A 20,943-nucleotide genomic window follows, 5' to 3' on the forward strand; every position below is an offset into this window, starting at 1 on the left:
CGCTTATCGATCGGAATTCGGTTTGCCGCAGGCCGCGAAATCTCGCGATCCGAGCCGACGAAGACCCCTGTCGCGATATGATCGCTCACACGCTTGGGGGTCGTGGCAAATCGTGAGCAGATCGGAGAAAAGGCTATGACCGACGCAATCCGCCTTCCCGGGACGACGCCGAAAGGTGACCGCGTTCCTCCGCTCCAGGGTCTGCTGGTCGCGGAATCGGACCGTGAGATCAGCGTGCGCGTCGCCGAGGGAACGTGGACGTTCTGTCGGTCGGATGTCTTGCGTGTGGTCGATTCCGCAGTGCCGCAGTCCGATCAGGACGGCCGCCCGGTGCTCGTGGACATCCGCGCGGGCGCCACCGCCGACTTCACCCGCAGGCTGCGCATCGATCTGATCGATCGGCCGATGACCATTCCGGAGTCGCCGTCGGAGGCGCTCGGTGACGACCAGTTGCGGCAGCTGACCGAAATCTGGGCCGACCGCCTGCAACTCGTCGACTGCCCCGGGACGAGCGGGGCGACGTTCACCTACTGCCAGACCAGGTCGATCGACGGCAGCGACGACGGCATCAACTGCGACAGCCTCGACTGAGCGGCAGGCGGATGGCCGCACGCCGGCGGAGTTCGGTTCTGATCGTGTCCGAATCCGATGATCTACACGCCACCGCGATGGCGGCGACGTTACGAGAACACCATGGGATCGGCCCGATCCAGCTCGACCTGCGCGATTTTCCCCGCGAGTCCGGCAGCTTCCGACTGGACCGGCTCGGCACCGCACGCTCGCTGTCGCACCTGATCGGCCTCGACGACGTCCGGTCGGTGTGGTGGCGGCGTCCGCACCCGGCGCGGGTGCCCGCGGGTGTCCGTGCCTCGGACAACGATTTTCGCCAGGCCGAGTGCGATGGATTCATCCAGGGCCTGCTCTGGTCCATTCCCGCTCACTGGGTCAACGACCCCGGGGCGGATCGCACCGCGGGACGCAAGATCGTGCAACTGGAGACGGCGCTGCGGGCCGGGTTCGCGGTGCCGGAGACGTTGATCACCAACGATCCGGACGAGGCGCGCAGCTTCGTCGAATCCCGGCCCGGCCCGGTCGTTTACAAACGCACCGGCACCAGCCGGGCGGAGTTCGCCGAGACCAGGATCATCTCGCGGGACGATTTCGGCAGGCTGGCCGCGATCCGCTCGGCGCCGACCACCTTCCAGGACTACGTCGACGCCGTCTGCGACCTGCGGGTCGTGTGGGTGGACGGCGTCGAATGGACCGTGCGCATCGACTCGCAGGCCGGCGTGGGCAAGGTCGACTCGCGGCTGGACACCTCGGTCGATTTCACGCCCGACCACCTGCCCGCCGCGGTGAGCAAGTCCCTGGCCACCCTGATGGGCGCGCTCGGGTTGTCCTTCGGTGTGCTCGACATACGGCTGGGCCGCGACGGCGAGTACTACTTTCTCGAGGTCAATCCGCAGGGCCAGTTCGCCTACCTGGAGATCAAGACCGGTCTGCCGATCTTTCGCAGCCTGGCCAACCTGCTGGTGGACGGGGACGGCACGGTGGCGGGCTACTGAGCCCGGCGATAGGTCTGCAGCAGCACGCCCGACGCACGGAAAGCCACGCTGTCCACCAGCCGCAGCCGCCGCGGCGCGACGCCACCGAACAGCGGGCTACCCGCGCCGAGCAGCACCGGAAACACCAGCAGCCGAAGCTCATCCACCGCGTCCAGACGCAGGAACTCCTGCGCGGTGCGGACACCGGCGAACACCACCACCGGCTTGCCGGAGCCGTTCCTCAGCTCCGCGATGTCGGCGGGCAGGTCCGTGCCGATCCGGCGCGCGGGCTGCCAAGGCAGCTCCAGGTCCGGCCGGTGCGACAGCACGAGCTTCGGGAGCGCGTTGACCAGCGGCGCGAGCATCGCGTCCCCGGGAGTCGCCGGATTTCGTTGCGCGTCCGGCCAATACCCGGCGAGCAGCTCGTAGGAGGTGCGCCCGAATATCTGGGCATCGACGCCGCCGAGCAGCTCGGCGAGGTAGGCATCCAGTTCGGGGTCGTCGACTTCGATCCAGTCGAGCGCTCCGTCCGGGCCGGCCGCATAGCCGTCCAGTGTCACCATGATCTGCAACAGCACGTTCCGCACCGCGAAGTTCCTTCCGTCGACAATGTGTCCCTACTGTGTCGACGGCCCTCGCGGCGCGAAGTCATCGCGCCGTCGCGGCGTTATTGGACCTTGCGGCGATTGGCTCCACCGCGGCTGCGGAGTTGCACATGCGACTCCACCAGCACGTTGTGGATGAAACCGTAGGAGCGGCCGGTGGACCGCGCCAGGGACCGGATGCTGGCACCCGCCTCGTACTGTTTCTTCAGCTGGGTTTGTAGGCGATCGCGTGACTTCCCGGTGACGCGTGTGCCCTTACCCAATGGGGCCTTGCTCTGTGGCCTGTCGCTCATGGCTTCCTCCGAGTCGCCGAGCAGCGTCTTTCCAGGCTAAGCACTCAGCTGGCCGTGATCAACGGGTTCCTGTGATGAAACTCACGCAAGCTGAATAAGTTCCAGATATTCGGCCGACCAATGGTCTTCTGTCCCGTCCGGAAGCAGGATCACGCGTTCCGGAGACAACGCCTCCGCTGCGCCGGGATCGTGGGTCACCAGCACCACGGCGCCGGCGTAGGTGCGCAGGGCGTCCAGCACCTGTTCCCGCGACACCGGGTCGAGGTTGTTCGTCGGCTCGTCGAGCAGCAGGACGTTCGCCGCCGAGGAGACCAGCCCGGCCAGCGCCAGACGGGTCTTCTCGCCGCCGGACAGGGTGCCCGCGGGCTGGTCGAGCTGCGGACCGGAGAACATGAACGCGCCGAGCAGCCCGCGCAGATCCTGCTCGCCCGCGTCCGGGGCGGCGTGCCGGATGTTCTCCCACACGGTGGCGTTGTCGTCCAGGGTGTCGTGCTCCTGGGCGAAGTAGCCGACCTTCAGGCCGTGCCCGGGCACCAACCCGCCCGCGGTCGGCTGCTCGACACCGGCCAGCAGGCGCAGCAGCGTCGTCTTACCCGCGCCGTTGAGACCGAGTACCACCACCCGGCTGCCCCGGTCGATCGCGAGGTCGACGCCGGTGAAGATCTCCAGCGAGCCGTAGACCTTGGTCAGGTTCTCGGCCATCAGCGGCGTCTTGCCGCAGGCCGCGGGCTCCGGGAACTTGATCCGGGCGACCTTGTCGGCGACACGCACGTCGTCGAGTTCGGCCAGCAGGCGATCGGCGCGCTTGGCCATGTTCTGCGCCGCAGTCGCTTTCGTGGCCTTGGCGCCGAGCTTGGCCGCCTGGGCGCGCAGCGCACTCGCCTTCTTCTCGGCGTTCGCGCGTTCGCGGCGCCTGCGCTGCTCGTCGGTGGCGCGCGCGTCCAGATACTTCTTCCAGCCCATGTTGTAGACGTCGGCCTCGCCGCGCACGGCGTCCAGGAACCACACCTTGTTCACCACGTCGGCGAGCAGCTCCACGTCGTGACTGATCACGATCAGGCCACCGTCGTGGTTCTGCAGGAAACCGCGCAGCCAGGTGATCGAGTCGGCGTCGAGATGGTTGGTCGGCTCGTCCAGCAGCAGGATCGTGTCCGAGCGCCCGCCGCTGCCGTCGGACGCCGCGAACAGGATGCGCGCCAATTCGATTCGGCGGCGCTGACCACCGGACAGGGTGCGCAACGGCTGGCCGAGCACCCGGTCGGGCAGACCGAGGCTGTGGCAGATGCGCGCCGCCTCGCTCTCGGCGACGTAGCCGCCGAGCGCCGAGAACCGTTCCTCGAGCCGGCCGTACTTGCGGACCGCCTTCTCGCGCTCGGCGTCGTCGGCGACCTCCGCCATCAGCGCCTGCTGCTTCTCCATCTCACGGATCAGCGTGTCCAGGCCGCGCGCGGACAGCACCCGGTCGCGGGCCAGCACATCCAGATTGCCCTCGCGCGGGTCCTGGGGCAGGTAACCGATGTCGCTGGAGCGAAGAATCTTTCCGGCGTACGGCTCACCCTCACCGGCCAGGATCCGCAGCGTGGTGGTCTTGCCCGCACCGTTGCGCCCGACCAGCCCGATCCGGTCGCCGGCCTGCACCCGCAGCGCCGGTCCGGGAGCGGACAGCAGGGTGCGGACTCCGGCCCGGACCTCCAGGTCGGTCGCGGTGATCACAAATTTCTCCTCGCGGATCGTGGTGCTGGACGCGTGCTCGATTGTGCGACCCGAAGCGCACAAGAACCACCGATTTTACCGGGACGAACGGTCCTCCCCCATTCCAGCACCCCGCATGTGACGGCGGTAACGCCCGCGCGATCAGCTGCGCTACCGTGCGATGTCATGAGTACCGATCTATTGGGCAAGAGCGCTCTGGTCACGGGGGCCAGCCGGGGCATCGGCAAGGCGGTCGCGGCGGAGCTGCTCGGCCGCGGCGCGAACGTGCTGATCACCGCGCGGAAGAAGGATCCGCTGGAGGAAGCCGCCGCCGAGCTGCGCGGGCTCGGGCACCAGGGCCAGGTCGTGGCCCTGGCGGGCAATTCCGGTGTCGCCGAGGATCGGGCGGCCGCGGTCGAGCGCGCGGTTGCGGAGTTCGGTTCGCTGGACGTGCTGATCAACAACACCGGCATCAACCCGGTCTTCGGCTCCCTGATGGACGCCGATCTGGACGCGGTGCGCAAGATCTTCGACGTGAACGTGGTCGCGGCTCTCGGCTACATCCAGGAGGCCTACCGGGCGTGGATGCGCGACCACGGCGGCGCCGTGGTCAACGTGGCCAGCGTGGCGGGCATCCGTTCGACCGGCGTGATCGCCGCCTACGGTGCGTCCAAGTCGGCGCTGATCCACCTCACCGGTGAGCTGGCCTGGCAGCTCGGGCCGAACATCCGGGTGAACGCGGTCGCGCCGGGCGTGATCAAGACGAAGTTCGCCGACGCGCTGTACTCGACCGACGAGGAGCGCGCCGCGAGCGTGTACCCGATGAAGCGGCTGGGTACGCCGGAGGACGTGGCGCGTCTGATCGGCTTCCTGGTCTCCGACGAGGCGGCGTGGATCACCGGCGAGACGGTGCGGGTGGACGGCGGACTGCTGTCCACCGGCGGGATCTGACCCGCGCCCGACGGCCGTCCGTGCCCGGGGCGAGCACCTGCGCTAGCGGAACGCCAGTGCGCCGAGCGTGTCGGCGTGCCGGTAGCGCAGGTACTTCTCGACCGTCGGCGCGTCGACGGCGTCGGTGGCGGTCGCGAAGGTGATCACCACGAATTCCTTCTCGCTGCCGTCCTTCCACTTGCCGGTCGCGTAGCCCTTGATGTAGGTGCCGGGACGCAGGGTGAGGTCCGCGTCGGTGAACCGGTCCTTCGCCGCGGCCGCTCGGCCCGGGTCGGTCATGCCCAGGACGAACTGAGTGAGCATCACCGCGCCGCCTTCGGCGCGGTACACCAGCTCCGCCGCGTAGACGCAGCCGAGACCGGTGAGCTTGCCCGCCGCCTCGATGGGGCCGCAATCGGCGTGATCACGCCCGTCGACCCAGTCGGCGTGCAGTTGCACGCGATCGAAGCGGAAGTCCCAGTCCTTCGCGTATTCGGTGTAGCTCAGCCTGCCCGACGAAGGGCGCACAGGTCGCGTGCTGGTGATGCCGCTCGCGCGGGTGGTCGCTTCGGCGGACGTGGCCGCGGCTTGCGCGTGCCCGCGCTCGTGCTCGCGCGGATACACCGCGACGCCGATGGCGACCGCTATGAGCACGGCGACGACACCGGCCACCAGTCCGGCGACGACGCCGGTTCCCGACTTGGGCGGCGGCAGCGGCGGCGGCTCCCAGGCCGCCATCGGGTACGCGCTCGGCGGACCCATCCGCCCCCAGTCCGCCTGGTACCGGGCCTCGTCCGACTTCGCGTGATCCTCGTGGCCGCCACCGAATCCGGAACCGGATGGATAGGTCATCGCGGTCGCCCTCCACATCTCCCGACAGCCGTCCCACCCCGCGTGGGCCTCCCCGGACTGCCCGGCCGACCCTACCCGATCGGACCGGCCGGGACGCGGCTCACAACCGCGCGGGCTGGAGCCAGTCCTCGCGTCCCGCGACCGCCGGGGCGGCGGACTGCTCTTCGATGCCGAACCGCCGGTGCAGTGCGCGCAGCGGCCCGGGGGCGTACCAGTTCCAATGGCCGAGCAGTTCCATCGCCGCGGGCAGCAGGAAGCCGCGCACCAGGGTGGCGTCCACCAGCACGGCGAGCGGCAGCCCGATCCCGAACGCCTTCATGAAGGTGATGTCGGAGGCGAGGAAGCCGAGGAAGACCAGCGAGATCAGCACCGCCGCCGCGGTGACGATCCGGCCGATCCGTTCCAGCCCGGAGGTGACGGCCAGCGCGTTGGACCTGGTGCGCTGGTACTCCTCCCGGATCCGTGCCAGCAGGAACACCTGGTAGTCCATGGCGAGGCCGAAAGCAACGCCGAACAGCATGACCGGAACCGTCGGCGGCAGGTCGCCGGTGACGGTGAAGCCGAGCAGGCCGGACAGGTGCCCGTCCTGGAAGATCCAGACCAGCGCGCCGAAGGTCGCGGTGAGGCTCAGGAAGCTGAGCACGACCGCCAGCAACGGCAGCACGACGCTTCCGGTGAGCAGGAACAGGACCACGAGCATGATCAGCACGACGAAGGCCAGCGCGTACGGCAGCGCATCGACCACCGCGCCGATCGCGTCCGCGTTGGCCGCGGCCACGCCGCCGACCAGCACCGGTGACGCGGCGGGCGTCGCGCGCACATCCCGCGCGATCCGGTCCAGCACGCCGGGATCGGTGGTGTCCGGGACCACCGCGAGATAGGCGGCGCTCTCCGCGCGGAAGCGGTCGTTGGCGCTGGTGGGCGCGGCGAGCAGACCACCGTGGCTGTAACTGCCGGTGGCGGTGTCGACCCGGCCGACGTTCTCGATCTCCGACAGCTCCCGGGCGTAGGCGTCCAACCCCGCTGCGCTGTAAGCGCTTTCGGGCAGCACCGCGAACAGTCCGTTCTGCTCGGTGGCGGCGAAGTCCCGCTGGATGGTCTCGGTGACCTGACGGTTGTTCATCGATTCCGGCAGCGAACGTTCGTCGGGGAAGCCCAGTTTCACACCGAGGAACGGCGTGCCCAGCACGAGCAGCAGGGCGGTGACCGCGAGCCCGATCGGCACCGGCCGCATCATCACGAATCGGGCCAGGCGATGCCAGGCTCCCTCGCCGGGCGCGGGGCGGGCGGCGCGCAGGAACCACCACAACTGACCGCTGTCGATCTTGGCGCCGAGCAGGAACAGGATCGCGGGCAGCACGGTCAGCGATACGGTCGCGGCGATTACGGCGACGGCCAGACCGGCGTATCCCATCGACCGTACGGCCAGCAGTGGGAAGAACAGCAGTCCCGAGAGGGCGACGGCGACGGTGACGGCGGAGAACACGACGGTCCGGCCCGCCGAGCGCATGGTGGCGGCCACCGCGGCCCCCGGTTGCTGCCCGGCGACCAGTTCGTCGCGGTAGCGGCTGATGATCAGCAGGCTGTAGTCGATCGCCAGGCCGAGCCCGAGCAAGGTCGCGACGTTGGTCGCGGTCGCGGCGAGATCGGTGACGCTCGCGATCAGCCACAGCGCACCCATCGTGATCATCACCGTGATCATCGCGACGACCAGCGGCAGGCTGGCCGCGACCAGGCCGCCGAACACCAGCAGCAGGGCGATCAGCGTGATCGGGAAAGCGATGGATTCGCCGAGCACGACGTCTTTTTCGCTCTGCTGCACCGTCTCGTGCAGCAGCATCGCGTAGCCGCCCACCCGCACCTCGAGCGGACCGTGGATGCCGCCGAACCGGTCGGCGAGATCACCCACCCGTTCGTCGACCTCGGCCTCCTCGCCGAGGATGCTGGCCACGATCAGTCCCTTGGTGCCGTCGGTGCTGCGCAGCGCGGGCGATTTGTCGGTCCAGTACGAGGTGACGCCCGCGACGCCGGACACCGACTTCAGCTCGGTGACCAGGTTCGTCGCCGCGGTGGCCGCCGCGTCGTCGTCCACCGACCGGCGAGTCTGCACCAGCAGCACGAAGTTCGGGGTGGCCTGGCCGAAGGTGTCCCGCAGCACGGCGGTCGCCCGGCTCGATTCGCTGTCGGGGTCGATGTACCCGCCGCCCTGCACTTTGTCGAACAGCGTCGCGCTCAGCGTGCCCATCGCCAGTGCGAGGACCACGAACACGGCCAGGATCCATCGGCTGCGCCGCCTGGTCAGTTCGAACACTGCGTCTACCCCTAACTCGTTCCGGTCGCGCCGCTTTCGTCCGGCTCCGGTGGACTCCGGTCGGCACCGTGCCCGGCGCGCCGTTCTCGGCACGCCGGTACGCCGACACCTGACACTCGGCACCGGGGCCGGATGCGCGCGCCGGCGCCCCGGCATCCTAGCAACGTGCGAGAAACTCCGGTGAGCGCGAACACATTCCGTCCACCGCACCGAGTCGCGGCCCCGGGCTGCCGTGCTGGGCATCACCCGGTTCTCGGCGACTCGATGCCCCGCGCGCGCTCACCCGCGGCAAAGATCACCGCGATGGTATTCGTGAAGATTTCATGTCGGCCGGAGCAAGGCCGCCGGGTGGATGCCCCGCCGGACATGTCGACGCGGCGCGTGCGTTCCTTCGCGCGGGCAAATGAGAGGCTCGAACCATGTACGGAATCGCACTGCCCCGGATCCGGACGGCCCTGGCGTGAAGCCGGACCTCGTCGTCTGCGGTCTCGGCCCGGCCGGTCGCGCCCTCGCGCACCGCGCGGGGGTGCACGGACTCACGGTGACCGTGGTGGACCCGGCGCCGGAGCGCAGGTGGACGGCCACCTACGCGGCGTGGGCTGACGAGCTGCCCGATTGGCTGCCGCCGGAGGTCGTGGCGGCGACGGTACCCCGGCCGACGGCCTGGGGAACGCACGCTCACCGGGTGGACCGTCCCTATGTCGTGCTCGACAATGTGCGCCTGCAGCGCGCCCTGCGGTTTCCCGACGCGCAGGTCGTCTCGGATCGCGCGGTCGACATCAGTCCTGAGCGCGTGCGGCTGGCGTCCGGCGCGACCATCACCGGCGGTCGAGTGGTCGACGCGCGCGGACTCACCCGCTCCCCGGCACGGGCCGAGCAGACCGCCTACGGCGTGATCGTGGACGCGAGCCGCTGCGCGGGCCTGGACCCGCTGTTCATGGACTGGCGTTCCGACAACGGCGCTCCCTCCGGCGCGCCGCCCTCGTTCCTCTACGCCGTCCCGCTCGATGACGAGCGGATGCTGCTCGAGGAGACCTGCCTGGCCGGACGCCCCGCCCTGGCAGGGGCACAACTGCGGACTCGCTTGCGGCACCGGCTCCGCGCCAGGGGCATCGAGCTCACCGGAGCCGAGCCCGTCGAGCACGTCCGGTTTCCCGTGCAGGGCGGCCGTCCGGGGCCGCGCCGGTTCGGCGCGGCGGGCGGGTTCCTGCACCCGGCCACCGGGTACAGCGTCGGCGCGGCGCTGGCCTCGGCCGACGCGGTGGCGGCGGGGCAGGACGTGTGGCCCGCCGGGGCGCGCGTCGTCCACCACTTGCGCAGCGCCGGGCTGCGGGCGCTGCTGGCCCTGCCGCCCGAGGACATCCCGCTGTTCTTCGACACGTTCTTCACCCTGCCCCCGGCGGCGCAGCGGGCGTATCTGTCCGGCCGCGCCGACCTCGGCGGAACCGTCGCGGCGATGAGATCACTCTTCGAGGCCCTGCCCGGGCGGCTGCGTCGGCGCGTCGCGGCCGCGACACTCGGGATCCCGGTTCGCTCGCGAGGTCGGTGGGGTTCGGCCATGATGGGACCATGAGATCGATCTGGAAGGGCTCGATCGCATTCGGGCTGGTGAACGTCCCGGTGAAGGTGTACACCGCCACCGAGGACCACGACATCCGGTTCCATCAGGTGCACGCCAAGGATGGAGGCCGGATCAAATACGAGCGTGTCTGCACCGTGTGCGGTCAATCCGTCCAGTACACCGACATCGACAAGGCCTACGAGTCCCCCGACGGGGACAAGGTCGTGCTCAGCGACGAGGACTTCGCGAAACTACCCGTGGCCGAGAAGCACGAGATCCCGGTTCTGCAGTTCGTGCCGTCCGATCAGATCGACCCCGTCCTGTACGAGAAGAGCTACTACCTGGAACCGGATTCCAGCACGCCCAAGGCCTACGTCCTGCTGGCGCGGACGCTGGAGGAGATCGAACGCACCGCCCTGGTGTATTTCACGCTGCGCCAGAAAACCAGGCTGGCGGCGCTGCGCGTGCGCGAGGGCATTCTGGTGCTGCAGACGCTGCTGTGGCCGGACGAGGTCCGTTCCGTCGAATTCGAATCCCTGGACGGTATCGCCGAACCCCGGTCGCAGGAGATCAAGATGGCGGAGACGCTCGTCGAGGCCATGTCAGACGACTTCGATCCGGACCAGTTCACCGACGAGTATCAGATCGAACTCAAACGTCTGCTCGACGAGGCGATCGCCAGCGGCACCGGCAAGGTGCCCGAGCAGCCGGAGCCCGTGCCGAGCGGGATGGACGCCGAGGTGGTCGACCTGGTCGCCGCGCTGCAACGCAGCCTGGAGGCCAGCGGACGCCGGACAGCGGGCGGGGACGGCGCCGCGGCCGAGCCGAAGAAGACGGCGAAGAAGGCTCCGGCCAAGAGCACCGCGAGCAAGGGCGGCGCCGCGAAGACCACGGCGTCGAAGAGCGGTGCGGCGAAGAGCGCTTCCAAGAGCGCGGCGAAGACCACCGCGTCGAAGAGCGCCGCCAAGAGCGCGGCGAAGAAGGCGCCTGCGAAAGCGGCCAAGAAGACCGCGGCCCGCAAGGGCGCCTGAGTCCCTGCCGGACACGACCGGGTGTTCGAGGGCGGGTCAGCCGTGCGCGGCGCGTTCCCTGCCCGTCTCGAAGAACTCCAGCAGCGCCGCGACGGTGTTCACCGCGTCGCGTGGCCGCAGCGCGCCGAACGGCGCATTCCAGAACTCGCCGCTGCGCGGGGTCCACGGCCCCACATACGCGTACGGGCCGGGATGCGTGTCGTCTCCGGGCGAGACCCCGTAGTTCACCTCGTCGACCGTACCTGCCAGGTCGAAATGCTCCGGCCACAGCACGGGCGTCAGGTCGGGTGCCAGACAGCGCAATGCCCTGTCCCCCATCGCGAACCATCGCTCGATGAGTCCGGCGGCTGCGGGGTCCACCTCGATCGCCGCATCGAGGTGGACCCCGGTCGTGTCCGCGTACGCCCCTTCCGGCGGCCCCGGCTCGAAACCGGCGGCACGGGCGACTTCCCGATAGGTGCCCTCCAGCCGAGCGCGGCCCTCCGGCCACACCAATTCCTCCCCGACCACCGACACCGGCCACCGCACACCCCCGAAACCCCCACGCACGGCGCGTAGCCGGATGGTGCCGAACTCTCGGTATTGCGGTCCAGCGATCAACAATTCCGCGACCGCGTGCAATCCCACCCGCGATTGCCGGTACGTCACCTCGTCCACTCCCGCATCATCTCCGTTGCCGTCGGCCTCGCGCACGCGTTTCGCCGGAGACGCCGCGGTTCGGCGGTGTCGGCGACGGCGCATGCCGACGGTGCTGGAAACAGTCGGCGCGCGCGGGCGCGTGGCATGCGAGTTCCGCGGAGATCGTTCGGGGAGGAGTACTTCGGCCGTCCGAACGCGGACTCAGTCCGGGGCGGGAATTCCCTCGCTGGTGCCGAAGCTCGCTTCCTCGTGGCTGACGAGGCCGAGCAGGGCCAGCGGCCGGGGTGTGACCGCGATGGTCAGGTAGGAGACCGTTATCGCCCAGCGGTTGACCGCTCGCGGCACAGCGAAGGTGTGGTAGGCGCGGGTCACCGCCTTGGCGGGCAGGCCGGACAGGCGGATGCCCATCGGGTTCGCGACCGCGAAGCCGGGTCCGAGGTCGACCACCAGACCCAGGTCGCGGTGCTTGTACCGGGTTGCCGTGCCGATACCGAGGCTGGCGGCGACGTTCCTGGCCAGCGTCTTGCCCTGCCGGGACGCGTGCTGAGCCGTGGGCGGGGTGATCCGGCCCGGTTCGGTGAGATCCGGCACGGCTGCCGCGTCACCGCCGGCGAAGACGTCCGGGTGACCGGGTACGCCCAGCTTCGCGTCCACGATCAGACGGCCCTTTTCCAGCGGCAGGCCGAGCGTGCCCAGGACTGGCGCTCCGGTCACCCCGGTCACCCAGGCGACCGTGTGGGTCGGGACGACCGTACCGTCGGTCAGTTCGACCTGGTTGTCGGTCAGTTTCGTGAGCGAGGTCTCCAGCCGGATCTCGATGCCGCGCTGCCGCAGGACCTTCAGCACTTTGTCGCTGAGCCGCTCGCCGACCTCGGGCATCACCCGGGGAGCCGTGTCGAGCAGCAGGAAACGCACCTCGGCGGGGTCGAACCCGCGGCGGGCGGCGTAGGCGTCGGCGAGGGCGCGCAACTGCGCGACGAGTTCGGTACCGGCGTAGGACGCGCCGACAACGACCACGGTGCGGCGAGCTTGCCGCACCTCGGGGTCCTCTTCGTCGTCGGCGAGTTCGAGCTGACGCAGCAACTGCTCGCGCAGGTACAGCGCCTCGGCGACGGTCTTGAGCCCTCGCGCGTGCTCCGCCAGGCCCGGTATGTCGAACAGCCGGGTGACCGACCCCGGCGTGAGCACCAGCCGATCCCACGACAACTGCCGCGGCGGCTGGTGCTCACCGGCCACCGTGACGGTTTTGTTCCGCAGGTCGACCGATCGGACGGTCGCGACCACCAGCCGTACCCGCGGCAGCGAATCGGCCAGCGAGATCGCGACGAACCGAGGGTCGATCAGACCACCCGCGACATCCGGCAGCAGCGGCGTATAGAGCATGTAGTCGTTGGGGGTGACGAGCACGACCTCGACGTCCCGGTCCGCCCGTGCCACGATGCGGCAGAGCTTCTGGGCGCAGGTGAACCCGGCGAACCCGCTACCGACGATGACGACCCGCTGCGGGCCCGCGGTGTTCTCATCCGGCACGGAGGCCTCCTTCACGTCGACTCCCCGACGCGATTCCCGCCCCGGCGGGTTCGAAACCGCGAAATGGGCCGTCCTGGGCCGGGACCCGGCCGATCGGTGGGTGCTCGCAATTCGCTCCCGTCGCATGGCGAACTTGATTTACTGGTCACCGAGGTTCGCCCTGTACGACGCACTGCGCGAAAGGGGAGACCATGAAGCTCACAGTCATCGGCGGTACCGGACGGATCGGCTCGCAGGTGGTCCAGAAGCTCACCGCGGCCGGGCACTCGGCCGTCCCGGCGGCGCCGTCCACCGGTGTCGATCTCATCACGGGCACGGGTCTCGACCATGCGCTCGAAGGCGCGGACGTGGTGATCGACCTGGCGAACTCGCCGACCTTCGACGAGGCGTCGCTCGAGTTCTTCCGCACCTCCATGCGAAACCTGCTCGCCGCAGGTGAGGCTGCCGGTGTGCGGCACCAGGTCGTCCTTTCGATCGTGGGCGTGGACCAGGTGCCCCAGCTGGACTACTACCGGGCCAAGACCCTCCAGGAAGACCTGCTCCGGCAGGGCCCGACGCCGTACTCCATCGTGCGCGCCACCCAGTTCTTCGAGTTCATGGACGCGGTCCTGTCCTGGACCGCCGACGGCGACACCGTGCGCCTGCCCGCCACCCGGCTCCAGCCGATGGCCGCCGCGGACGTGGTCGACGCGGTGGTCGAGGTCTCCACCGGCACACCGCTGGGCGGGATCCGCAACGTCGCGGGCCCGGACGTCTTCGCGCTGGACGAGCTCGGCAGGATCACCCTGGCCGCGCGGCAAGACAGCCGGACCGTGGTCACCGACGACACCGCGGGCATGTTCGCGGCGGTCACCGGCGATGTGCTGATCGCGGGTCCGGACGCCCACCTGGCGTCCACGCACTACCGGGACTGGCTGCGGAAAGCCCGCTGAGCCGGATCGACGAGGATTCGCTAGGACGTCACCGGCTATTCACCACTTCCCCGCCACCGCCGCTTACGATCGCGTCATCGAGGGGAAGGTGGCGAATTGCCGTATCGCCGCACGAGAGTGCTTGTCGCAGCACTCATCACACTGTGTGCACTGCTGACGGGTTGCGGGGAGGATCGCGGGTCGGGCCCGGTCCGCGAGTACGACCCTGACGCGAATGTGCTGAACATCGTGGCGGGCTCCGAGCACGAGGCGGTATTCCGGCAGGTGGTGCAGCCGTGGTGCCGGGAGCAGAAGCTGACCTGCACGATGACCGAACTCGGGTCGGTGGACCAGGCTCGTCTGCTGGACACGGGCGACGCGCCCTACGACGGATTCTGGTTCGCCAGCAGCGTCTTCCAGCAGTTGGGCGATACCGGACACCGCTTACAGCAGGTGCAGCCCATGTTCAGTACGCCCCTGGTGTACGCCGGTCCTCGCAGCGAGCTGGAGGCCCTGGGATTCACCGGGCGGGACGTCGGCATCGAGGAGATTCTGGCGGCCGCCGAGGCGAAGAAGACGACGGTCTGGACGACCAACCCGACCCAGTCCAATTCCGGCGCCACTGTTCTGCTGGCCTTCCTCAACTACTTCGCGGGCAACGGCCCCGGTGTGCCGCTCACCCGCGCGCAGCTCGATTCCGAGCCGGTGCGCACCGGGATCACCCGCTTCACCCGGGCTTTCGCCAGGACGCCGCCGTCCACCGGCCTGCTCATGGACGAGTGCCTGGCCGCGCCGCAGCAGTGCAAGACCATGTTCACCTACGAGAATCTGGTGATCGAACGCAACCAGGAACTGGTACGCGCGGGCAAGGAACCACTGCACGCCATCTACCCCCGAGGCGTACTGGCGATTTCGGATGCCCCGCTGGGTTTCCTGCCGCACGGCGACAATGCGGAGAAACTCGGCAACTTCCGCAAGCTGCAGGACTTCTTGCTCTCGGCCGACACCCAGCAGCGGCTGGTCCGGCTGGGGCGGCGGCCGATCACCAGTATCGGGCTGTCCCTGCCCGACGCACCGCGTGAAGTCTTCGATCCCGCCTGGGGAATTCGCACGACGCTCACCGAGCAGCCGATCACGTATCCGGCCGCCCCGGTCATCGACGCCGCTCTGGAGAACTACCAGACCGTCTATCGCACGCCCACCGACCTGGTGTACTGCATCGACTCCTCCGGCAGCATGGCCGACAACGGCGGCTGGTCCGGGGTGCAGCGAGCCGCGGATCTGCTGTTCGATCCGGCGCAGTCCAAGAGATACCTGTTGCAAACCGGTCCGAAGGACCGCACCGCGGTACTGCTGTTCAACGGCACCGCCACCGCCACGCCGTGGACCGGTGGAAATGCGGCACCGGATCTCCGATCCTTGCGCGACAGCATTCGCGCGCGGAGCCCGGGCGGCAGCACCGGCATCTATCGCTGCCTGAGCAGCGCGGCGAAGCAGTTCACCGGCCCGGCCGACCCGGATCGCAAACGACTGGTCGTCCTCATGACCGACGGCGCGGACACCGAGGGCGGCAACGGCCTCGATGACATCGCGCGCACCGGAGTCCCGGTGGTGGTCATCGGATTCGGCTCCGCCGTACAGGAAGACAACCTCCGGACGATCGCCGAGCGCACCGGCGGGTCGTATCTCACCACGGACGATATGGTCGCGGCGCTGCGCCAGGCCACCGGCTACCGGTAGGGGGCACCGGTGCCGGGTAATGCCGCCCTGATCGCGGCGCTGGTCGTGCTCGTCCCCACTTTCCTCGCGCTCTATGCCGTGATCGGCTCGCCGGCCGGCGCGGCGCTGGTGGCGATCGGCGCGGCCGTGCTCACCGCCCTTGCCGGACAGTGGGTCTCCGCTCTCACCCTGCGCCGTCGACTGGTGCGACGAGTAGCGGAGACCAACCAGCGGGTGGCGACACTGGCCGCGCGGGTGGGTGACACCGAGACCCGCGCCTCGCTGCTGCGGGCCTGCGACATCGTTCCGCGCCTGCTCGATCGCACCGAAACCGCCGATCCTGCAAGCCTTCCCATGACAGCGCGCAAGCTGCTCGACTATCTGGCGAGTGTGGAGTCGGCGCTGCGGAGGTATGTGGAGATCCAGGACCACCGGTCGTCCTACCGCGATGCCGAGGCGCTGCTGTCGCGTAGCCGCCGCGTACTCGCCGGATTCGAGACCTTCGCCGCGCACGGCGCCGAACAGATCGGCGAGGCGAACCTGGAATCCTTTTTCCGGGATCTGGCACACCTGGAACTCATGAATCCCCCGCAGCTTCCCCCGAGCGAGGACCGATGAACAGATCCCGCCTCCCCGTCGTTCTCGCGATCGTGGTCGCCGTCATCGCCATCGCGGTGGGCGTCGTGGTGATCCGCGGGGCGAACGACGCCCCCGTCGCGGCTCGACAGCTCACCTGCCTCGGCGGCTCCGAGAAATCCGCGCTCATGGCCGATGCCGAGGTCCGCGCGATCCTGCGGGACGATTACGGGCTCGAGGTGCGCTTCGACAAACGCGGCTCCTACGACTTGGTGCAGATTCCCACCGACCAGCTGCGCGATCAGAAGGTCGACTGCTTGTGGCCGTCGTCGGCGAGTGCCCGCAGCGTCTTCGAAGAGTCGCACCGCACCGGCGACTTCCCGGACTACCGCGCCGAGTCGGTGCTGGAGACACCGGAGGTGATCTACGCCGGTGCGGCCGCCACCGACGCGCTCGTCCGCGCCGGCATCGTGGCGCGGCGGGACAACTCCTACTACATCGTCGATTTCAAGCGCCTGCTGCTGGAGTACGTGCTGCCCAAGCAGAAGTGGGAGTCGCTGGGAGCGCAGGAGCTGGCCGGTCCCGTGCGCATCACCAGCACGGACCCGAAGTCCTCGAACTCCGGATTCACCCTGCTGCAATTGGAGTTGACGGTCATCGCCTCCAATGACGTCTTCCAGCCGCCCACCGTCGCCGAAGCCAGATCCGGGCTGCCTGCCGTGCGCGACCTCTACGACGCACAGGGTCTGCAGTCCGACAGCTCCGACGGCGGTTTCCGGGAATGGCTCATCCAAGGAGCGGCCACGCTATACGCCGGATACGAGAGCCAGATCCTGCGCCAACTGGTCGACTACCGTGACAACAGGCCCGCCACCGAGGCGCTGCTGGCGAACGCCCGGCTGCTGTATCCGGATCCGACCATCTTCAACAGCAATCCGATCCTCACCCTCACCGCCCCCGCACATCGGCTGATCACGGCGCTCCAGGATCCGAAGATCCAGCAGATCGCCTGGAAGCGCTACGGGTTCCGCTCCGCCACCCAGCTCGGCGCGGCGCACACCGCCGATTTCGCGCCGATTCCACTGGCCACCCAACCGCGCTCCACGACACCCCCGCGGGCCGATATCACCCAGTTGCTGCTCGCTTGCGTCCGCGACGGCAAGTGCGCCTGAGCAGAAGCGCGGGCACCCCTACTTCCGGAACCGGGTCTGCAGTTCCGTGAGCGTGGCTTGCAGATCGTCCGGGGTGTTGGTCTTGAAGATGCCCTGGTAACCGGTTTCCGCGCGGACCGCGGCTTCGACCTCCGGGTCGTGGTAGAGCTGCGCGAGTTTCAGCAGGGTCGGGTTGTCCTTGTCGGCGGCGCGGGCGGCGAAGACGTTGATGTACTGCTTCAACTCCGGACGCTCGGGGTCGTCGGTGTAGATGACCTCGTTGGACGTCAGTCCGGCCGGCCGGGCGAAGGTGTCGTCGACGAAGGCGGCGTCGACGCTGCCGAGCGATTGGGCGGTGAGCGTCGGGTCGATGGGCGTGAGCTGCACCCGGGAGGCGTCGCGATCCACGTCCTCGATCTTGGAATCCCAGCTGGCCCCGCCCTTCAGCACGATGAGCCCGGCAGCGGCGAGGCCGAGCAGGGGGCGCACCTGGTTGGCCGGGTTGTTGCTCAACGTGATCTGGCCGCCCTTCGGGATGTCGGCCACCGACTTGTGCTTGCGCGAGTACAGCGTCAGCGGGAATATCTCGGTCGCGCCGATGGGCACCAGGGTGTCGTTGTTGCGGACGTTGTAGTTGGCCAGGTACCGCACGTGCTGGAACTTGTTGAGATCGATGCGGCCCTGCGCCAGGGCGGGATTGGGCTGATTGTAATCGGTGAAATTGGTGAACTCGACCGTGATGCCCTGCTCGGCCGCCTTCTTGCGGTAGACCTCCCAGTGCGGCAGTGACAGATCGTTCACCCCGATGCGGACCGCGTCGGACCGGTCCCCGCCACCGCAGCCGACCACGGCGACGGCCAGCGCGGACACGATCGGGATCAGCAACAGCCGGAGACTCGAGCGCATTATCAGCAAACTAGACGCTCGTACAGTTCGTGCGGAGGGTTTCGCTCACCACAATCGAAACCGTTGTCGCCGGTTCGCCCGCATCGCTTGGATTACCGGGTTGATATCGCGACGAGCAATCGGGAGCACGAGTGAGATTCCATCGGGTACTGGCGATCCCGGTCCTGGTAGCGACCGCGGCTATGACCCTCACCGGCTGCGGCGGCGACGAGGCATCCTCGGACAACGTAGTGCGCATCGGCACCACCGACAAGGACCACTCCTGGGACGTCTTCGAGCAGCGCGCCAAAGACAAGGGCATCACGCTGCGCATCACCAATTTCTCCGACTACAAGCAACCCAATCTCGCGCTGTCGCAAAAGCAGATCGACATCAACCTGTTCCAGCATCTGCAATTCCTCGGCGCCTACAACGTCGCGAACAACGACACGCTGACGCCGATCGGCTCGACCTACATCGTGCCGCTCGGGCTGTATTCGAAGAGGCACAAGTCGCTGGCCGACATCCCGCAGGGAGCGGAGATCGCGATCCCGAACGATCCGACCAATCAGGCGCGGGCACTGTTCGTGTTGCAGGCCGCCGGCCTGCTGAAGCTCTCGTCGGACACCAAGGCACCCTCCCCCGCCGACATCGACAAGGGCGCCTCCAAGGTGCGGGTCACCCCCGTCGACGCCGCGCAGACCGCGCTGTCGCTGGCCTCGGTCGACGGCTCGATCGTCAACAACACCTTCCTCGAGCGCTCCGGCATCGACCCGCATTCGGCGCTGTACAAGGACGATCCGAACAACCCCGCCGCGGAGCCGTACATCAACGCGCTGGTCACCCGGGCCGAGGACAAGAACAACCCGGTCTATCTGCAACTGGCCGAACTCTGGCACGACCCGGAAGTGCAGAAGGCGCACGACGAGGTGACCAAGGGCACCTCCGTCGAGGTGCGGCGCAGCGGCCAGGAACTCGAACAGATCCTGCAGCGGGTGCAGCAGACCATCCGCGACGGCAAGTGAGCGACCGGACCGTACCCGCCGTCGAGTTCCGTTCGGTCACCAAGGTTTTCGGCAAGGGCGCGCAGCGCAATGTCGCACTGGACGGGATCGACCTGCGCATCGAGCAGGGTGAGATCTTCGGCGTGATCGGCTATTCCGGCGCGGGCAAGAGCACCCTGGTGCGGTTGATCAACGCGCTGGAGAAGCCGACCGCGGGCACCATCGAGATCTCCGGCACGCCCATCACCGGCGTGCCGGAGCGGCAGGTTCGGCGGCTGCGCCGCGACATCGGCATGGTGTTCCAGCAGTTCAATCTGTTCCGCTCCCGCACGGCCGCGGGCAACGTCGAGTACCCGCTGAAGGTGGCGGGCTGGAAGCGCGCCGACCGCAAGGCGCGGGTGGCCGAACTGCTGGACTTCGTCGGATTGTCGGACAAGGCGCGCAGCTACCCGGACCAGCTGTCCGGCGGCCAGAAACAGCGGGTGGGCATCGCCAGAGCGCTGGCCACCTCACCGTCGCTGCTGCTGGCCGACGAGTCGACCTCGGCATTGGACCCGGAGACCACCGGTGAGGTGCTGCGCCTGCTGCGCAAGATCAATCGTGAACTCGGGGTCACCATCGTCGTCATCACCCACGAGATGGACGTCATCCGCGCGGTCGCCGACCGAGTGGCGGTGCTCGCCGAGGGACGCGTCGTGGAACTCGCCGACACCTTCGAGGTGTTCGCCACGCCGCAGGCGGCGCCCACCCGCTCGTTCGTCGAGACCGTCCTGCACAATCGCCCGTCCGCGGACGAGCTGCGTCGCCTCGCCGACCGCCACGGCGGCCGGCTGGTCACCGTCGAGGTGGACGACGAGCGCGGTATCGGCGCGGCACTGGCCGCGGCGGCGCACGCCGAGGTCCGGTTCGAGGTGGTCTACGGCGGGGTGAGCAGCCTGCAGGAGAAGACCTTCGGCAGTCTCACGCTCGCGCTGCACGGCCTCGACGAGGCGGTCGACAAGGTGGTCGCCGAACTCGAGCGCCGGCCGGCCGGAAAGGAGCTGTGATGCATACCGACTGGGACAAGCTCCGCCCGGTGCTGAGCGAGGCCATCGGCACCACCTTCTACCTGGTGGGGATCACCTTCGTGGTCGGCGGCCTGATCGGGCTGCTGCTCGGGACCGCGCTCTACACCACCCGCAAAGGCGGGCTGCTGGCGAACGCGCCGATCAATCTGCTGCTCAACGTGGTCGTCAACGTGGTGCGCCCGATACCGTTCATCATCCTGCTCGCCGCGCTCGGCCCGGTGACGCTGGAGGTGGTCGGCACCACGATCGGCACCGAGGCCGCGGCGTTCGTGATGATCGTCGCGGCGTCGTTCGGCATCGCGCGCATCGTCGAACAGAACCTGGTGACCGTCGATCCCGGCGTGATCGAGGCGGCGCGCGCGGTGGGCGCGGGACCGCTGCGCATCATCCTCACGCTGCTGATCCCCGAGGCGCTCGGTCCGCTGATCCTGGGATACACGTTCGTGGTGATCGCGATCGTCGACATGTCCGCGATGGCGGGCACCGTCGGCGGCGGTGGTCTCGGCGACTTCGCCCTGGTCTACGGCTACCAGCGCTTCGACTGGCAGGTCACGCTCGTCGCGACGCTGATCATCATCGCGGGCGTGCAGGGCATCCAGTTCTTCGGCAACTGGCTGGCCCGGAAGGTGCTGCGCCGCTGAG

20 protein-coding genes are annotated in these 20,943 nt (G+C 68.8%); 12 read left to right on the top strand and 8 right to left on the bottom strand.

Features of this window, described 5'->3' with window-relative positions; all coding sequences use genetic code 11:
- Nucleotides 1–135: 135 nt before the first annotated feature.
- A complete protein-coding gene (locus IU450_RS06075; protein WP_195148813.1) occupies nucleotides 136–591 on the top strand; it encodes a hypothetical protein in 456 nt (151 codons plus the stop codon).
- Nucleotides 592–635: 44 nt separating this feature from the next.
- Entirely contained in the window at nucleotides 636–1,565 is a 930-nt protein-coding gene (locus tag IU450_RS06080) for a hypothetical protein (RefSeq protein WP_324197556.1), read from the top strand.
- Here IU450_RS06080 and IU450_RS06085 read toward each other — a convergent pair.
- The 3 genes from IU450_RS06085 to IU450_RS06095 form a co-directional block, all read right to left on the bottom strand.
- Nucleotides 1,559–2,131: a dihydrofolate reductase family protein gene (locus IU450_RS06085; RefSeq protein WP_195148815.1), complete on the bottom strand. Its 573-nt coding sequence runs from the start codon at nucleotides 2,129–2,131 to the stop codon at nucleotides 1,559–1,561. The two genes, IU450_RS06080 and IU450_RS06085, sit on opposite strands and share 7 nt — an antisense overlap.
- 80 nt (nucleotides 2,132–2,211) lie before the next feature.
- Complete coding sequence (locus IU450_RS06090) at nucleotides 2,212–2,442, bottom strand: helix-turn-helix domain-containing protein (RefSeq protein ID WP_043693584.1); 231 nt, start codon at nucleotides 2,440–2,442, stop codon at nucleotides 2,212–2,214.
- A gap of 81 nt (nucleotides 2,443–2,523) precedes the next feature.
- Nucleotides 2,524–4,155 (bottom strand): ABC-F family ATP-binding cassette domain-containing protein, encoded by a 1,632-nt coding sequence (locus tag IU450_RS06095; RefSeq protein WP_195148816.1) that lies wholly within the window; start codon nucleotides 4,153–4,155, stop codon nucleotides 2,524–2,526.
- Between the two features lie 165 nt (nucleotides 4,156–4,320).
- On the opposite strand from IU450_RS06095, the gene IU450_RS06100 reads away from it, so the two are divergent.
- Complete coding sequence (locus IU450_RS06100) at nucleotides 4,321–5,085, top strand: SDR family oxidoreductase (RefSeq protein ID WP_195148817.1); 765 nt, start codon at nucleotides 4,321–4,323, stop codon at nucleotides 5,083–5,085.
- Between the two features lie 42 nt (nucleotides 5,086–5,127).
- Here IU450_RS06100 and IU450_RS06105 read toward each other — a convergent pair whose 3' ends face one another.
- Both IU450_RS06105 and IU450_RS06110 read right to left on the bottom strand, forming a co-directional pair.
- On the bottom strand, nucleotides 5,128–5,916 hold the full coding sequence (locus IU450_RS06105) for a hypothetical protein (protein ID WP_195148818.1): 789 nt from the start codon (nucleotides 5,914–5,916) through the stop codon (nucleotides 5,128–5,130).
- A 100-nt stretch (nucleotides 5,917–6,016) separates the two neighbouring features.
- Nucleotides 6,017–8,227 (bottom strand): MMPL family transporter, encoded by a 2,211-nt coding sequence (locus IU450_RS06110; protein WP_195148819.1) that lies wholly within the window; start codon nucleotides 8,225–8,227, stop codon nucleotides 6,017–6,019.
- Between the two features lie 460 nt (nucleotides 8,228–8,687).
- Between IU450_RS06110 and IU450_RS06115 the strand changes: the two genes are divergently transcribed.
- On the top strand, nucleotides 8,688–9,800 hold the full coding sequence (locus IU450_RS06115) for a lycopene cyclase family protein (RefSeq protein ID WP_324197557.1): 1,113 nt from the start codon (nucleotides 8,688–8,690) through the stop codon (nucleotides 9,798–9,800).
- Nucleotides 9,797–10,819 carry a Ku protein gene (locus IU450_RS06120; protein ID WP_195148821.1) on the top strand — a complete coding sequence of 341 codons (1,023 nt, stop codon included), beginning with the start codon at nucleotides 9,797–9,799 and terminating at the stop codon, nucleotides 10,817–10,819. The genes IU450_RS06115 and IU450_RS06120 overlap by 4 nt, the downstream gene beginning before the upstream one ends.
- 36 nt (nucleotides 10,820–10,855) lie before the next feature.
- On the opposite strand, the gene IU450_RS06125 is transcribed toward IU450_RS06120, so the two are convergent.
- A complete protein-coding gene (locus tag IU450_RS06125; RefSeq protein ID WP_324197558.1) occupies nucleotides 10,856–11,476 on the bottom strand; it encodes a hypothetical protein in 621 nt (206 codons plus the stop codon).
- A 183-nt stretch (nucleotides 11,477–11,659) separates the two neighbouring features.
- Nucleotides 11,660–12,988, bottom strand: a complete 1,329-nt coding sequence (locus IU450_RS06130; protein WP_324197559.1) for an NAD(P)/FAD-dependent oxidoreductase — start codon at nucleotides 12,986–12,988, stop codon at nucleotides 11,660–11,662.
- Between the two features lie 191 nt (nucleotides 12,989–13,179).
- On the opposite strand from IU450_RS06130, the gene IU450_RS06135 reads away from it, so the two are divergent.
- The 4 genes from IU450_RS06135 (at nucleotide 13,180) to IU450_RS06150 (ending at nucleotide 17,366) form a co-directional block, all read left to right on the top strand.
- A complete protein-coding gene (locus IU450_RS06135) occupies nucleotides 13,180–13,920 on the top strand; it encodes an SDR family oxidoreductase (protein WP_195148823.1) in 741 nt (246 codons plus the stop codon).
- Between the two features lie 228 nt (nucleotides 13,921–14,148).
- Complete coding sequence (locus IU450_RS06140; protein WP_324197560.1) at nucleotides 14,149–15,639, top strand: VWA domain-containing protein; 1,491 nt, start codon at nucleotides 14,149–14,151, stop codon at nucleotides 15,637–15,639.
- Between the two features lie 9 nt (nucleotides 15,640–15,648).
- Entirely contained in the window at nucleotides 15,649–16,236 is a 588-nt protein-coding gene (locus IU450_RS06145) for a hypothetical protein (protein WP_195148825.1), read from the top strand.
- Nucleotides 16,233–17,366: a hypothetical protein gene (locus IU450_RS06150; RefSeq protein WP_195148826.1), complete on the top strand. Its 1,134-nt coding sequence runs from the start codon at nucleotides 16,233–16,235 to the stop codon at nucleotides 17,364–17,366. The genes IU450_RS06145 and IU450_RS06150 overlap by 4 nt, the downstream gene beginning before the upstream one ends.
- Before the next feature lie 18 nt (nucleotides 17,367–17,384).
- Here IU450_RS06150 and IU450_RS06155 read toward each other — a convergent pair whose 3' ends face one another.
- On the bottom strand, nucleotides 17,385–18,251 hold the full coding sequence (locus tag IU450_RS06155) for a MetQ/NlpA family ABC transporter substrate-binding protein (RefSeq protein ID WP_195148827.1): 867 nt from the start codon (nucleotides 18,249–18,251) through the stop codon (nucleotides 17,385–17,387).
- A gap of 182 nt (nucleotides 18,252–18,433) precedes the next feature.
- Between IU450_RS06155 and IU450_RS06160 the strand changes: the two genes are divergently transcribed.
- From IU450_RS06160 to IU450_RS06170, 3 genes are read left to right on the top strand one after another with little or no spacing between them, the layout of a single operon-like run.
- Entirely contained in the window at nucleotides 18,434–19,255 is an 822-nt protein-coding gene (locus IU450_RS06160; RefSeq protein WP_195149546.1) for a MetQ/NlpA family ABC transporter substrate-binding protein, read from the top strand.
- A complete protein-coding gene (locus IU450_RS06165; protein WP_195148828.1) occupies nucleotides 19,252–20,280 on the top strand; it encodes a methionine ABC transporter ATP-binding protein in 1,029 nt (342 codons plus the stop codon). The genes IU450_RS06160 and IU450_RS06165 overlap by 4 nt, the downstream gene beginning before the upstream one ends.
- Complete coding sequence (locus IU450_RS06170) at nucleotides 20,280–20,942, top strand: methionine ABC transporter permease (RefSeq protein WP_181722444.1); 663 nt, start codon at nucleotides 20,280–20,282, stop codon at nucleotides 20,940–20,942. Before IU450_RS06165 ends, IU450_RS06170 begins: the two co-directional genes overlap by 1 nt.
- Nucleotide 20,943 lies beyond the last annotated feature (1 nt).

The sequence above is a fragment of the Nocardia abscessus genome (genome assembly GCF_015477775.1).
Taxonomy (GTDB): Bacteria; Actinomycetota; Actinomycetes; order Mycobacteriales; family Mycobacteriaceae; genus Nocardia; species Nocardia abscessus_A.

What these genes read in the sequence shown, in the direction of transcription:
- IU450_RS06075 (WP_195148813.1), top strand. Translation starts at nt 136, where the DNA reads ATGACCGACGCAATCCGCCTTCCCGGGACGACGCCGAAAGGTGACCGC.
- IU450_RS06090 (WP_043693584.1), bottom strand. Translation starts at nt 2,442, where the DNA reads ATGAGCGACAGGCCACAGAGCAAGGCCCCATTGGGTAAGGGCACACGC.
- IU450_RS06100 (WP_195148817.1), top strand. Translation starts at nt 4,321, where the DNA reads ATGAGTACCGATCTATTGGGCAAGAGCGCTCTGGTCACGGGGGCCAGC.
- IU450_RS06105 (WP_195148818.1), bottom strand. Translation starts at nt 5,916, where the DNA reads ATGACCTATCCATCCGGTTCCGGATTCGGTGGCGGCCACGAGGATCAC.
- IU450_RS06120 (WP_195148821.1), top strand. Translation starts at nt 9,797, where the DNA reads ATGAGATCGATCTGGAAGGGCTCGATCGCATTCGGGCTGGTGAACGTC.
- IU450_RS06135 (WP_195148823.1), top strand. Translation starts at nt 13,180, where the DNA reads ATGAAGCTCACAGTCATCGGCGGTACCGGACGGATCGGCTCGCAGGTG.
- IU450_RS06150 (WP_195148826.1), top strand. Translation starts at nt 16,233, where the DNA reads ATGAACAGATCCCGCCTCCCCGTCGTTCTCGCGATCGTGGTCGCCGTC.
- IU450_RS06155 (WP_195148827.1), bottom strand. Translation starts at nt 18,251, where the DNA reads ATGCGCTCGAGTCTCCGGCTGTTGCTGATCCCGATCGTGTCCGCGCTG.
- IU450_RS06160 (WP_195149546.1), top strand. Translation starts at nt 18,434, where the DNA reads ATGACCCTCACCGGCTGCGGCGGCGACGAGGCATCCTCGGACAACGTA.
- IU450_RS06170 (WP_181722444.1), top strand. Translation starts at nt 20,280, where the DNA reads ATGCATACCGACTGGGACAAGCTCCGCCCGGTGCTGAGCGAGGCCATC.